Genomic DNA, 13,607 nt, shown 5'->3' on the forward strand with positions numbered 1-13,607 from the left:
GTCTTTTGACCCTTTTTTGAAACTTACAGGACGACCTCTCACATGGCTAAGGCCGCTGCACCACGTATTCGTAAGAAAGAGCGTAAAAACATCATCTCTGGTGTTGCTCACGTGCTTTCAACGTTCAACAACACCATGATCACGATCTCTGACGCGCAAGGCAATGCAATTGCATGGTCTTCTTCAGGCGCTCAGGGCTTCAAGGGCTCGCGTAAGTCTACGCCGTATGCTGCTCAGGTTGCTGCAGAAGATGCAGGCCGTAAAGCACGTGAACACGGCATGGAAACGCTTGAGATCGAAGTTTCGGGTCCAGGTTCGGGGCGTGAAAGTGCGCTGCGTGCATTGCAGGCTGTTGGCTTCACCATTACGTCTATTCGCGATATGACGCCGGTTCCCCATAACGGCTGTCGTCCGCGTAAGCGCCGCCGCGTTTAAGTGATGTCAGGCTGTCGATCCGGTGTGGTCGGCAGCCTTCGCAGTGATCGCATCTTCTTCCGCACAACCCGTGCGGGCCAGGTGCCGCCAATGATCGTTGGCGGGCTTCGTTGTTTGAAAGGCCACGACCTTGGTTCTCCAGAAAAACTGGCAGTCCCTCATCAAGCCCGAGAAGCTTGAAGTCGAACCCGGCCCGGTTGCTTCGCGCATTGCCACCGTTGTGGCTGAGCCGTTGGAACGCGGTTTTGGTATGACGTTGGGTAATGCCCTGCGTCGTATCCTCCTGTCTTCATTGCAGGGTGCAGCCGTGACGGCATTGCAGATCGATGGCGTTCTGCATGAGTTCTCGGCTGTTCCCGGTGTACGTGAAGACGTTACGGATATTGTGCTTAATGTTAAGCAACTTGCCCTGCGTATGCATGGTGAGGGGCCAAAGCGCATGATCCTGACCGCAACCGGTCCGGGCGAAGTAACGGCAGGCCAGATTCAGGCCGGTCATGACATTGAAGTCATGAACCCTGATTTGGTGATCTGCACCCTTGATGATGGTGTGAAGCTCGGAATGGAGTTCACCGTTAACATGGGTAAGGGTTATGTTGCTGCTGCGGCTAACCGTCCTGAGGAAGCACCGATTGGGATGATCCCCATTGATGCTATCTACTCGCCGGTACGTCGCGTGTCGTATAAAGTTGAGCAAACGCGTGTTGGTCAGGTCACTGACTATGACAAGCTGCTGCTGACACTTGAAACAAATGGGGCTGTTACGCCTGAAGATGCGCTGGCTGTTGCTGCGCGTATTCTGCAGGATCAGGTCCAGTTGTTCATCAACTTCGATGAGCCGCGCCCTGTTCAGCATGAAGAGCCGGAAGACGATCTTCCGTTCAACCGGAACTTGCTGCGTAAGGTTGACGAACTCGAGTTGTCGGTCCGCAGTGCAAACTGCCTCAAGAACGACAACATTGTGTATATCGGTGATCTGGTTCAGAAATCCGAGCAGGAAATGCTCCGGACGCCGAATTTCGGGCGCAAGTCGCTCAACGAGATCAAAGAAGTTCTCACCGGTATGGGGCTGTCGCTCGGCATGAGCGTTCCAGCCTGGCCGCCCGAGAACATCGAGGATCTGGCCAAGCGTCTCGACGAGACGTTCTGAGAACTTCTAAGGTAAGGAAAACTAGCAATGCGTCATGGAGTGAGCGGGCGTAAGCTCAACGTCACCTCGTCTCATCGCGCTGCCATGTTCCGTAACATGGCGGTAGCGCTCATCAAGCATGAGCAGATCACCACAACTCTGCCAAAGGCGAAGGAACTTCGTCCGGTTGCAGAAAAGTTGATTACGCTTGGTAAGCGTGGTGACCTGCATGCTCGTCGTCAAGCTTTTGCTCAATTGCGTGATGACGCAGTTGTCAGCAAGCTCTTTAGTGCAGTGGCAGAACGCTACAAGGCACGTGCAGGTGGTTACACCCGCGTTCTGAAGGCTGGCATGCGTTATGGTGATAACGCTGACATGGCTGTGATCGAGCTGGTCGATCGTGATGTTGATGCAAAGGGCAAGGACAGTGGTCCGAAGCCAGAAGTTGAGCAGGTTGACGCTGCTTAATCTTTGCAGATAGCACAAGAGAGAAAGCCGGGGCATTTAGGTGCCCCGGTTTTTTTTGCTTCACTTTCACGGTAAAATTTTGTATCTTTACAGCAACAGGTGCAGAAAATGTTCTCATTTTAGAGAACTTAAACGTTTTTTTCGTTGTGAAGCCTTACTTTAAGGTCGGTTTGAGAGACCCTTCGGGTTTCCGCTTTTTCTGTATCATTATCCTGAATAGGCTCGAGCACTCTCGTAGAGCCTGCAACGACGCGTCGCTTTCAATTCTTTTTCGGCAATGAGGTCGAAGGTAGAATCATGACGCGCCTTTTGTCTGGAGAGCATTAATGTCCGAATCTACCGCGAAAAGACGAGGTCTTGCGGAGATCCTAGGAATTCCACCGGCACTGTTCTGGGCTTTTGTCGGTCAGCTTTTGTTCATGGTCGGCGATGGTGTCGAGGCTGGTTACCTTGACACGTTCATGCTGCATAATGGGCACTCTCAAAGTTTTGTGAATGAATTGTTCACCTTCTATGGTGTCACCGTGATGATTGCAGCGTGGTTCTCTGGGCCACTCTCTGATCTGATGGGGCCGAAAAAGGTGATGTGGATTGGTCTGGTCCTGTGGTCTGTTCTGGAGGTTGCGTTTTTGACCTTCGGTCTTGGCCCTAATAATGGTCCGATGATCCTGTTATTTTATACATTGCGTGGCTTTGCGTATCCGCTATTTGCTTATGGTTTCTTGGTGTGGATTGCAGCAGCAACGCCTGCACCTATGCTGGGCTCAGCTGCGGGTTGGTTCTGGTTCTCATTCTCGGCAGGTTTGCCGACATTGGGTTCTCAGTTTGCGCGTTACACTATTCCTGCGATTGGTGAGCTGAACACGTTCTGGTGCTCTTTGGGGCTGGTGATTCTTGGTGGTTTGATTGCGTTGTTGTTTACGCATGAGCCGACGGGTAAGAAGCGTTTGCTGCCTGAGCATGTCTCAACCAAAGAAATTTTCTTTGGCTCGTTGAGCATTATGTGGCGTGAGCCGAAGACGTTGATCGCGGGTATCGTCCGTGTGATCGATACGTCTTCTGAGTATGCGTTCTTGGCTGTTATGCCGTCCTTCTTTGTGGATCATCTGCACTTCTCACTGGGGCAGTGGCTGGACATTTTGTCCATCATCTTCCTGAGCAATATCCTCTTTAACCTTGTTTCAGGGATGCTTGCGGACCGTTTGGGCCATCGCTTCATGGTTGCTGTGTTCGGCGGTGTTGGTGGCTTTGTCTCTATTCCGCTGTTCTACTATACGCCGATCTGGTTCCCGGGTAATTTCTGGGCAGTGGCTGCGGCTGGTGTTCTGTACGGTGCTGCGGTTGCGGCTTTCGTACCACTTTCTGGTTTGATGCCGCAGATTTGTCCGCGTGAGAAAGCGGCTGCTTTGTCCATCTTGGGTTTGGGTGCTGGTGCATCCACCTGGGTTGGTCCGGCGATTGTTTCTCTGTGTGGTGCTGTGTTCGGTCCCGGCATGAGCTATGTGATTTGGACGTTCGCTGGTATTTATCTGCTGTCCGCAGTGGGTACGATGGCACTGACGATTTCTCCGGAAGCACGTCGCTACACGGAAGAGATGGAAGCACGTGGTGAAAAAACGACGGTGGTCGGTCACTAACGTTTTCCATCGCTTTTGATGGTATAAGGAAGGCGGTCCTGCGGGGCCGCCTTTTTTTGTTTGTACTCTCGGTTCAGTCACTAGAGGAGCAGGTGGGTTATGGCGTTAGAGACATGTGTTTCAGGGCAGGAGAAGCAGCCTGTATGCCGTTCGTGCTGTCGTGGGATTCACGCTGCACGGGATTTGCTGGAGGATTTAGTGATTGACCAGCCATGGCTTTGGATATTGCTTGCGGCTGGTTTAGGCGCTTTGATTGGTCGCTTTGTGTTTAAGCGCGGTAAAACTTCTGAATGAACCTAGCGTTCTGCCTCTACTAAACTTTTCCTGAAGGGGCATGTGTCATGATCAAATGGGCGATCATCTTTTTCTTGATCTCTGTTGTTGCGGGTGTCTTTGGCTTTACGGGCATTTCGGAAGCAGCAGCAGGTATCGCGAAATTTCTGTTCGTTGTGTTTATTGTCCTGACTATTTTGGTCATTGTGCTGGGCTTGGCTGGGGTCAGTATGCTCTGATTGCGCCAACATAAATCAATAAAAAAGGCGACCTAACGAGGTCGCCTTTTTTATGTGATGTGCCGTGCAGGTTAGGGAGTGGGCTGTGCACCATTTGTGTCTTTTTGAATGAAAGACGGCAGAAGGGGGTTATCAGTTTGGAGGCCATCTTTACTTGGTACGCTCGTCGAGTTCCAGCCGCCACCGAGGTCTGTCAGGAGTTTGATTTCAGCGAGGAATTGCTGTTGGCGAATACTGAGTTGTGTTTGTTGGTACTGTAGCGCCGTTTGCTCTGAGGTGATGACGGTGGTGTAGATTTGGGTGCCAGCCAGATATTCATTGGTGGCGACGCGCACGGCGCTTTGTGCGGTGGCTGTGGCTTGATTTTGCATCGTGAGTTGTTGGTCGAGGTAGTGCAGATTCGATAGTTGGTCTTCGGTGTCTTGCATGGCGGCAAGGACGGTTTGACGATAGGTGGCTACCGCATTGTCGTAGTCTGCTTCGGCACCACGAACCGCAGCAGAACGAGCGCCACCGTTAAAGATGGTTTCAGAGGCCGCAGCGCCGAGGCCCCATGTGCGTGTTGCCGTTTGAATGAGTTGTTGGATCGGGTTGCCGCTATAGCCGTAGCTTGCGGAAAGCGAAATCTCTGGATAATACGCGCCGATTTCGTAACCAATCTCAGCGTTATAGGCTTCCATGTTACGCTCGGCTTGAGCGACGTCAGGGCGGCGTTCAAGCAAGGTGGATGGCACTGCAATGGGGGCTGGAGGTAGCGTATTGGGCAGTGGTGCGGCTGGGATGGTCACTTCGGCAGGTGTGCGCCCTGTTAGGACGGCAATGGCGTGCTCGTATTGGGCGCGCGCAACATGCGCGTTAGCCAAGCTCGCCTGTGTGGATTGGAGTTGGTAGCGCGCTTGTAGGGCGGCGGTTGGGTCTGAAACGCCAGCATCGAGTTGATTTTGCACAATCTGTAGGTTGCGGGTGTAGAGTGCGACGTTGCGGGTGTAGAGATCAATCAGGCTGTCTTGATAGCGCAGGTCAAAATAATCCTGTGCGAGTTGAAGCTGGTAGGACAGACGCATTGAGGCAACGAGTGCGGCATCTGCTTGTGTGGCAGCGACTTGCTGCTCCACTTGGCGGCGGATGCGTCCCCAGACGTCAATCGTCCAGCTTGCGGAAGGGCCTGTGCTCCATGTGTTGGAGGTGGCTGAACTGGCGCCGTTACGGTTGAATTTGAAGGAGCCGCTCAGGGTGGGGTAAAGTTGTGCGCGTACGGAATCAATCGTACTGGCGGCTTTACGGTATTGGGCTTCGTATTCCTTTAGGCTTTGATTGGATGTGGCAACGCGGTTTTCGAGTTCGTTCAAAGTGGCGTCATTGAAAATGGTCCACCAATCGCCTTTGGGAAGTTTGGCGAGGTCAGGCTGTGTTTTGCCCCAGCCTGCAGGTGGCGGGCTTTCTTTAAATTGGGAAGAGATAATCGCTTTGGGGCGTTTGTAATCAGGGCCAACCATGCAGCCACTGAGAGCGGGAACCGCCAAAGTGCCGAGTAAGAGGGCGCGTAGAGAGGAGAGGCGGAACGTTGTCATGGGGTTTTATGCTCCCGGTGTGAAGCGAAAGGCAGAAGAGAGAGGATGCGCTGTGGTAGGGTTTTTACCCATTGCCCGAAGCGCTCCAGAATGAGGAAAATAATGGGGGTTGTGTACAGGGTGAGCAATTGGCTCACCATGAGCCCCCCAAGAATGGCGATGCCGAGTGGGTGGCGGAGCTCGCTGCCATAGCCATTACCGAGGATAAGTGGCAGTGCTCCGAGGGCGGCTGCGAGAGATGTCATGAGGATAGGGCGGAAGCGTAGGAGGCTGGCCTCATGAATGGCTTCCAGGGCGGTTTCGCCTTTGCGTTGTGCTGCTAAGGCGAAATCAATCAGCATGATGGCATTTTTCTTCACGATACCGATCAGAAGGATTACGCCGATCATGGCCATGAGAGAGAAATCTTCTCCGGCGATGCGCAGGGCTAGGAGCGCGCCTACACCCGCTGAAGGCAGGGTGGAGAGAATGGTGAGGGGATGGATGAGGCTCTCATACAGAACGCCGAGCACAATATAGACAGCCGCTAAGGCAGCAAGGATGAGCAGAGGTTCATCGCTGGTGGATTTTTGAAAAGCGGCGGCATTTCCGGCGAAGCCACCTTGGATGGTGGGTGGCACGTGGAGTTTGGTCATAGCGGTTTGTATCGCGCTGACGGTTGGGCCGAGTGCTGCGCCGGGGGCGAGGTTGAAGGAAATGGTGACGGCAACGGACTGGCCGTCATGGTTGATGGTAAGAGCAGTATTGGTCAGGCGCTGGCGCGCAACGTCTGACAGGGGGACCATCGTTTCCGCATTCGTGGTTACGGCAGCGCCTGAAGATGCGCTGCGCCCGCCAGCGAGGGCATTTGCTTGTGAGTTGAGGTAAGAGCGCTCACTTTGGGACAGGGTGGTGGAAGCGCCGTATCGGACGCGGATATTGTTGGATGATACGCCGCCAGCAGCGGTGCCGCCTGAGATGCTGACCCACATTTGGTTCAGCATGGTGGGGGAGGTGGTGTATTCTGGAGCCACACCCATGATGACGCGGTATTGATTGAGGTTTTTATACATGATGGATGCCGCCCGTTGGCCGAATGCATCATACAGGGCGTTGGAAATAAGCTGTGGGGTGATGCCGTAACGGGATTCTGTATCACGGGCGAGGGAGAGGGCAATGGCCTGCCCCCCTTGTTCGGCATCAGACGAGACATCCATGATGGATGGGATGTGCGACAGGGCTTCGGTGATGCGTGGCGTCCAAGCAAAAAGCTCTTCGGCATCAGAAGATTTGAGCGTGTATTGATAGGCTCCATCGCCGCTGCGAGCACCGACGCGGACGCCACCTGCGGACATCAGGCGGAGTTGAGCACCTGCGTGGTGGCCGAAATGTCGTGTGATACGTGCGGTCATTTCAGCGATAGAATCTGAGCGCTCTTCTTTAGGTTTGAGGCCTATGAAGACGTTCGCTGAGTTTGATGAACGGCCACCGACACCGCCGATAACTCCTGCAACGTCTGGGTCCGCAGCGATGCTGTGCATGGCGCGGGCAGTGGTGGCCTGTAAGGCATGAAACGAGATGGATTGATCTGCAACGACACGGCCCATGACTTGACCGGTATCTTCCGCAGGAAAGAAACCTTTGGGCATGCGGATGAATAAGGCGCAGGCGAGGAGAATGGTTGCAGGGAGTGATAGTGCAACGATGCGGCGGTGTTGTAAGCACCACCCCAAAGAGGTGGCATAGCCTGCGGTGATCGCGTTGAGGGTTGTTTCTAAAGCGCGGTCTATAGCGGCAAGCGGGCCGGATTTTTGCTCATGCGTATGTTGTTTGAGAACAAGCGCGCTGAGCATGGGTGTCAGGGTGAGGGAGAGGATCAGTGAGATAGCCAGTGTGACCACCATGGTCATGGCAAACTCATGAAAGAGGCGGCCTGCAATGCCTTCCATTAAGAAAATGGGCGCAAAGACAACAATCAGAGATACTGTGATGGACAGGACCGTGAAGGCAACCTCACTGGCACCTAATATGGCAGCTTTGGTGCGTGAGTGGCCCATCTCAATATAACGCGCGATATTCTCTAGAACGACGATGGCATCGTCCACGACAAAGCCAGTGGCGATAGTCAGGGCCATCAGCGACATATTATCGAGTTGGTAGTGCAGGAGCAGCATAGCGCCGAAAGTGCCGATAATAGAGACTGGCACGACAATGGCAGGGATGAGAATGGCGGATGCGCTACGAAGAAAGAGCAGGACGACGCCAATCACGAGAATGACAGCGATGATGAGCGTTTGCTGTGTTTCGTTCAGGGATGCGCGGATCGTTTTGGAGCGGTCAATGACGGGGTGGAGTTCTGTGTCACCGGGGAGGGTGGCGCGGATGGTAGCCAAGCGCTGGTTAATACTATCTACGGTGTGAATGACGTTTGCGCCGCCTTGAGAAAAGACGGTGCAGATAATAGCGCGTTGGCCGTTAAAAAAGCCTGCTTGTCGGATGTCTTCAACGCTGTCTGTCACGGTTGAGACATCGGACAGGCGTACGGGTAAGGCATTGCGGTAGGCGACGATTAGGTTTTGGTATTCAGCCGCTTTTGTTGCTTGGTCATTGGTCGCGAGGGTGAGGCGCTGCCCGTGTGCGTCAATGAATCCTTTGGGTGTATGGGCGTTGGCGGAGGCGAGGGCTGCCCGAATATCTTCGAAGCCAATACCGTAGTGAAAAAGTTGAAACGGGCTGAGGTCCACACGAACGGCAGGGAGTGCGCTGCCGCGGATATCGACTTCTCCGACGCCATCCACTTGGCTCAGTTGTTGGACCAGCACGTTACTGGCGTAATCGTATAAGGCTTCGGGGGTATGTGTCGTGGAGGTCAGGGCAAAGGCCATGACGGGTGGGCCGTTGGAGTTGGCTTTATTGTAAGAGGGGTTGCTGCGTAGTGTTGTGGGGAGGTCTTGGCGCGCACCTTGCAAGGCAGATGCGACATCACGTGCCGCGCCGTTAATATCCCGCGAGAGATCAAATTGGAGGGTGACGCGGGTTTGGTTCACCATGGATTGAGACGTCATTTCGGTAACGCCAGAAATGGCGCCGAGGTGACGTTCTAGTGGCGCGGCCACGGTACTGGCAATCTCTGAGGGAGAACCGCCGGGCTGAGAGGCGGTTACCACAATGACGGGGAAATCCACATTCGGGAGGTCGGCAACCGGGAGGTTGAGATACCCCAATACCCCCCCGATCAGGATGGCGAGTGCCAGCAATGTGGTGCCGATTGGCCTAGAGACGAAGAGGTGGATAAAGCGCACGATTATGCCTGATGCGGTGCCGATGGGCGGTCATGGTGTTGTTCTTTGGTGAAGGCTGCGTTGACGCGGTGGCCGATCTTATCCATGAACAGGTAAATGACGGGTGTTGTGAACAGCGTCAGGAGTTGTGAGAGCATTAGGCCGCACACAATGGTGACGCCAAGCGGCTGGCGCAGTTCAGAACCGACACCACTGCCGAACATGAGGGGCAAGGCTCCAAAGAGTGCGGCCAATGTGGTCATGAGGATGGGGCGGAAGCGCAAGAGGGCAGCGCGGCGGATGGCCTCAAGGGGGGAGTTCCCGTCGGTGCGTTCGGCTTCGAGGGCGAAGTCGATCATCATGATGGCGTTTTTCTTCACGATACCGATGAGCAGGACGATGCCGATAATACCCATGACGTCGAGTGGCATGCCGAAGAGTTCCAGCCCGACCAACGCGCCGATTGCTGCGGATGGCAGGGTGGAGAGAATGGTGATTGGGTGGATGAAGCTCTCATAGAGAATACCCAACACGATATAGACAGCGACTAATGCCGCCAGAACGAGCCAGACTTCATTGCCTAGAGAGTTTTGGAACGCTGCGGCTGTTCCTTGGAAGGCCGTTTGGAAGGCTGGGGGCAGGTTGAGGTTAGCGCGTACGCGGTCAATAGCCGTGGTTGCTTCGCCCAAGGAGTGTCCTGCGGCCACGTTGAATGAGACGGTTGTGGAGGGGAACTGTCCATAATGGCTGATGAGCAACGGCATGAACTTATGTGTGACCGTCACCACTTGATTGAGGGGCACCAAACCTGCGGTTGGTGCGCGTGTTGGGCCTGAGGTACTGCCGCCCGCTTCTGAGGAAATACCGGGGAGGTAGAGGCGGTTGAGGGAGTTGATATCGGTTTGGAGGGCAGGGTCTGCCTCTAGGATCACGCGATATTGGTTTGATTGTGTGTAGATCGTGCTGATTTGGCGTTGGCCGTAGCTGTCATAGAGCAGGTTATCCACCGTTTGTGGTGTGATGGAGTAACGTGCGCCTGTTGTACGGTCGAGCGTGACTTCAGCCGTGAGGCCTTCGGCTTGCAGATCTGATGTGACGTCTGCAAGAGCGGGCTCTTTTTGGAGGGCCGCAATGAATTTTGGGACCCATATTTGGAACGTGTCGTAATCGGGGTTTTCCAGAATGAACTGGTACTGGGTTGCTGATACGGAGGTATCCAAAGACAGATCTTGAATGGGTTGTGTGTACAGTCGGGCACCCGCGACTTGGCGGCCTTTATCACTCAGGCGGTCAAGAATGGTTTGCAAGCTGGAACTGCGTTGTTCGCGTGGTTTGAGGTTGATGAGGAAACGCCCGACATTGAGCGTCATGTTCTGCCCATCGATACCAACGAATGATGAAATGCTGGCAACGTCTGGATCCGTGAGGATGACGCGGCCAAGCTCTGCCTGACGTTCTTTCATGCCGTCAAAGGAAATGGTCTGAGGCATGACGGAAATGCCTTGTACCACGCCTGTATCTTGTGTGGGGAAGAAGCCTTTGGGGATGTTGATGGCTAGAATAGCCGTTAGGATAATTGTGCCCAAGGTGGCTAGAAGGGTCAGCCCACGGAAGCGCAGGACGACATCCAGCCAGCGGCCATAACCGCGGATGAGTGCGTTGATCCCGCGTTCTGTGGTGTCAGACAGGCGGCCCCAGATCCCTTTGTTTTGTGAAGGGGCGTGTGTGTCTGTGAGAATACGGGCACACATCATCGGGACAAGGGTAATGGAGACGACGGCTGAGATAGCGATGGTGATGGACAAGGTCATGGCGAATTCGTGGAACAAACGCCCGACCACGTCTTGCATGAACAGCAGAGGGATCAGAACTGCAATGAGGGAGACGGTAAGGGAGATAATGGTAAAGCCAATTTCCCCCGCGCCTTTGATGGCGGCTGTGTAGCGGTCTTCGCCTTCTTCTACGTAACGTGCGATGTTTTCAATGACGACAATGGCGTCATCCACGACGAAGCCTGTCGCGATGGTGAGCGACATGAGTGAGAGGTTATCCAGCGAGAAGCCGAGCAGATACATGGCGGCTAAGGTGCCGACCAGTGACAACGGTACGGACAGGCTGGGGATAATGGTGGCGGGGATATTCCGTAAGAAAACAAAAATCACACCCACGACGAGCAGCATGGCGAGGCCAAGTTCCACTTCAACATCCGAGACAGACGCGCGGATGGTGGTGGTGCGGTTGGTGAGGGGGGTGATGTCGATCCCCGGTGGGAGATCACGTTTGAGCTGCGGCAGCACGCGCAGCACATTATCGACGACGGAGATAACGTTGGCGCCGGGCTGACGTTGAATGTTCAGAATGAGGGCTGGATTGCGGTTTGACCAGGCGGCGAGTTGAGTATTTTCAGCGCCTTCTACGACTTTGGCGACGTCCCGCAGGCGGATTGGGCCGTTATTTTGATAGGCGATGACTTGGTCCATAAGCTGTTGGACTGAAGAAATCTGACCATCAATACGGAGTGTTGTGGCTCGCTTGGGGCCGTCAAACGTGCCTGTTGGTGAGTTGATGTTAACGGTGCCGATAATGGTCCGGAGGGTATCAATAGCGATACCATAGGAGGTCAGTTTCGGGATGTTGACCTGAACACGATAGGCCTTGCGGTTGCCACCAGAAAGGCTCACGAGGCCGACGCCGGAGATCTGGCTGATTTTTTGCTCAAGGCGTGTGTTGACGTAGTCTTCTACCTCAGGGAGGGGCAGGACTTTGGATGTAATGCCTAAGGTGAGAACGGGTGTGTCTGCCGGGTTGACCTTCGCGTAGATTGGTGGGGCTGGCAGGTCAGATGGCAGAAGAGCCTGAGCATTATTGATGGCCGCTTGGACCTCTTGCTCAGCAACATCCATGGCCATATCTAGGCCGAAACGCAGCGTGACGACCGATGCCCCCCCGGAGGATTGGGAAGACATTTGTTGCAGCCCGGACATTTCGCCGAGCTGTGTTTCGAGCGGGGCGGTGACCGAGGTGGCCATCACGTCTGGGCCGGCGCCGGGATAGAAGGTCGAGACCGTAATCGTTGGGTACTCGACCTGCGGCAAGGCCGAGACCGGGAGGAAATGGAAACCGAGCAGGCCGCTCAGCAGAATGGCGAACATCAGGAGGCTAGTAGCCACCGGACGTTCGATGAACAGGCGGGACGGGTTCACGGTCGGTCTGTTCCCCGGAAAACGGTCATGGAAGGGCGATTAGTTGCGGTGCTGGGTGTGAGCGGGTGAGCCTGCCTCAGCCTGTGCGGGGGGAGTCTCTGATGGGATAGAGACTTTGGCCCCGGGGCGGAGATGGTTCACGCCGTCCGTCACGACGCGGTCACCTTCTTGTACGCCGCTGAGAATGACGGTTTGATTGATATCGGCCGCACCAATGTGAATGGGCGCTTCACGGACGGTCATATCGTGTTGGACGAGGTAAACGAACTGCCCGTTCGGGCCGGTTTGGATGGCATTGGCTGGGACCAGCAGGGCGTTATGCTGTGTGTCGATCAGCAGATGTGGGTTCACGAACTGGTTCGGGAAGAGGCGTTCATCGTCATTGTTGAAAATAGCACGCATACGGACGACGCCGGTTGCGGTGTCAATTTGGCTGTCCAGTGCTTTGACGGTTCCTGTGGCGATGTTGTGCAGATTGTCACTATCCCATGCTTCGACAGGAAGTTCGTGTACGGCATGCAGACGCTCAACCACTTGGCCTAGGGTTCGTTGTGGCACGGCAAGAATCACCGAAATGGGCTGCATTTGGGTGAGGATTGTCAAACCACCGCTTTGGCCGGCGGAGACGAAGTTGCCTTTATCGAGCACACGGATACCAACGCGTCCATCGACGGGCGCGGTGATGTGGCAGTACATGACGTTGAGTTCTGCTGTACGCACATTGGCTTGGTCGAGGGCGACGGTGCCTTCAAGCTGTTGGACGACGAATTCTTGGTCACGGGCTGTCATGGCAGAGGTAGAGTTCTGGCGGATCAGCTTTTGGTAACGTGCGTTATCGACGCGCGCTTTTTCTAGCTGGGCCGTATCGGCTGCGAGTGTACCACGGGCTTGGGCCAGAGTTGCCTCATACGGGCGAGGGTCGATCAATTCGAGGACATCACCCTTATGAACGTATTGGCCTTCTTGATAATAGACATCAAGGATATGCCCGGTGACGCGCGGGGTGATGGTGACGTTGGTGATAGGGACCACAGTGCCGGTTGTTTGCAGGACGATCGGCATGTCACCGCGATGGACGGTTGCGACGGCTACGGGGATGACGTTGGTATTGGCAGCACTGTCGGTGCTGTTGGGGGTATGGCCAGCAGGAGTGTGATGTGCGCCGCCGTGATGATTGGGGCGCAGAACAGCGAAAAGAATCAGAAGAACGATGAGTACAATGACGAGGCGTATGAGCCATCGTAGTGGTCCCTTCTTCTTCGGAGATGGAGGAAGGGGCCCGGAACCTGAGTGGCTTTGGGTAAGGCGGTCGTGCTGATCGGCCGTCTGCTCGTCCATGCTGTGGTATCTTTCCCGTATCACTAGGCCGCCAAGAGGGCAGCGTTTAAAATT

10 protein-coding genes are annotated in these 13,607 nt (G+C 54.8%); 6 read left to right on the plus strand and 4 right to left on the minus strand.

The window, feature by feature from the left end; all coding sequences use genetic code 11:
• The first annotated feature begins 42 nt into the window (after positions 1-42).
• The 6 genes from rpsK to NTH01S_RS11550 all read left to right on the plus strand — a co-directional run bounded on the left by rpsK (position 43) and on the right by NTH01S_RS11550 (position 4,181).
• On the plus strand, positions 43-435 hold the full coding sequence (gene rpsK / locus NTH01S_RS04035) for a 30S ribosomal protein S11 (protein ID WP_007282744.1): 393 nt from the start codon (positions 43-45) through the stop codon (positions 433-435).
• A gap of 130 nt (positions 436-565) precedes the next feature.
• The gene (locus NTH01S_RS04040; RefSeq protein ID WP_068169791.1) at positions 566-1,585 is read left to right on the plus strand and encodes a DNA-directed RNA polymerase subunit alpha; all 1,020 of its coding nucleotides are present in this window, start codon (positions 566-568) and stop codon (positions 1,583-1,585) included.
• A 27-nt stretch (positions 1,586-1,612) separates the two neighbouring features.
• Positions 1,613-2,032, plus strand: a complete 420-nt coding sequence (gene rplQ / locus NTH01S_RS04045) for a 50S ribosomal protein L17 (RefSeq protein ID WP_068169795.1) — start codon at positions 1,613-1,615, stop codon at positions 2,030-2,032.
• Positions 2,033-2,358: 326 nt separating this feature from the next.
• On the plus strand, positions 2,359-3,669 hold the full coding sequence (locus NTH01S_RS04050; protein WP_068169798.1) for an MFS transporter: 1,311 nt from the start codon (positions 2,359-2,361) through the stop codon (positions 3,667-3,669).
• A 99-nt stretch (positions 3,670-3,768) separates the two neighbouring features.
• Positions 3,769-3,963, plus strand: a complete 195-nt coding sequence (locus tag NTH01S_RS04055) for a DUF883 C-terminal domain-containing protein (RefSeq protein WP_068169800.1) — start codon at positions 3,769-3,771, stop codon at positions 3,961-3,963.
• Between the two features lie 47 nt (positions 3,964-4,010).
• Positions 4,011-4,181: a DUF1328 domain-containing protein gene (locus tag NTH01S_RS11550; protein ID WP_084366943.1), complete on the plus strand. Its 171-nt coding sequence runs from the start codon at positions 4,011-4,013 to the stop codon at positions 4,179-4,181.
• A gap of 71 nt (positions 4,182-4,252) precedes the next feature.
• Here the strand turns inward: NTH01S_RS11550 and NTH01S_RS04060 are convergent, their stop codons facing one another.
• Genes NTH01S_RS04060 through NTH01S_RS04075 form a run of 4 tightly spaced genes read right to left on the minus strand, consistent with a single transcriptional unit; the run spans position 4,253 to position 13,553 of the window.
• Positions 4,253-5,752 carry an efflux transporter outer membrane subunit gene (locus tag NTH01S_RS04060; RefSeq protein ID WP_068169803.1) on the minus strand — a complete coding sequence of 500 codons (1,500 nt, stop codon included), beginning with the start codon at positions 5,750-5,752 and terminating at the stop codon, positions 4,253-4,255.
• Positions 5,749-9,033: an efflux RND transporter permease subunit gene (locus NTH01S_RS04065; RefSeq protein WP_068169805.1), complete on the minus strand. Its 3,285-nt coding sequence runs from the start codon at positions 9,031-9,033 to the stop codon at positions 5,749-5,751. Before NTH01S_RS04065 ends, NTH01S_RS04060 begins: the two co-directional genes overlap by 4 nt.
• A 2-nt stretch (positions 9,034-9,035) precedes the next feature.
• Positions 9,036-12,215 carry an efflux RND transporter permease subunit gene (locus tag NTH01S_RS04070; RefSeq protein ID WP_068169808.1) on the minus strand — a complete coding sequence of 1,060 codons (3,180 nt, stop codon included), beginning with the start codon at positions 12,213-12,215 and terminating at the stop codon, positions 9,036-9,038.
• A gap of 39 nt (positions 12,216-12,254) precedes the next feature.
• Positions 12,255-13,553 carry an efflux RND transporter periplasmic adaptor subunit gene (locus NTH01S_RS04075; protein WP_068169811.1) on the minus strand — a complete coding sequence of 433 codons (1,299 nt, stop codon included), beginning with the start codon at positions 13,551-13,553 and terminating at the stop codon, positions 12,255-12,257.
• Positions 13,554-13,607 lie beyond the last annotated feature (54 nt).

The sequence above is a fragment of the Neokomagataea thailandica NBRC 106555 genome, assembly GCF_001598495.1.
GTDB classification, from domain to species: domain Bacteria; phylum Pseudomonadota; class Alphaproteobacteria; order Acetobacterales; family Acetobacteraceae; genus Gluconobacter; species Gluconobacter thailandicus_A.

Excerpts from the sequence above, each read along its gene's own strand:
- rplQ (WP_068169795.1), top strand. The coding sequence starts at position 1,613 with ATGCGTCATGGAGTGAGCGGGCGTAAGCTCAACGTCACCTCGTCTCAT.
- NTH01S_RS04055 (WP_068169800.1), top strand. The coding sequence starts at position 3,769 with ATGGCGTTAGAGACATGTGTTTCAGGGCAGGAGAAGCAGCCTGTATGC.
- NTH01S_RS11550 (WP_084366943.1), top strand. The coding sequence starts at position 4,011 with ATGATCAAATGGGCGATCATCTTTTTCTTGATCTCTGTTGTTGCGGGT.
- NTH01S_RS04060 (WP_068169803.1), bottom strand. The coding sequence starts at position 5,752 with ATGACAACGTTCCGCCTCTCCTCTCTACGCGCCCTCTTACTCGGCACT.
- NTH01S_RS04050 (WP_068169798.1), top strand. The coding sequence starts at position 2,359 with ATGTCCGAATCTACCGCGAAAAGACGAGGTCTTGCGGAGATCCTAGGA.
- NTH01S_RS04075 (WP_068169811.1), bottom strand. The coding sequence starts at position 13,553 with ATGGACGAGCAGACGGCCGATCAGCACGACCGCCTTACCCAAAGCCAC.
- rpsK (WP_007282744.1), top strand. The coding sequence starts at position 43 with ATGGCTAAGGCCGCTGCACCACGTATTCGTAAGAAAGAGCGTAAAAAC.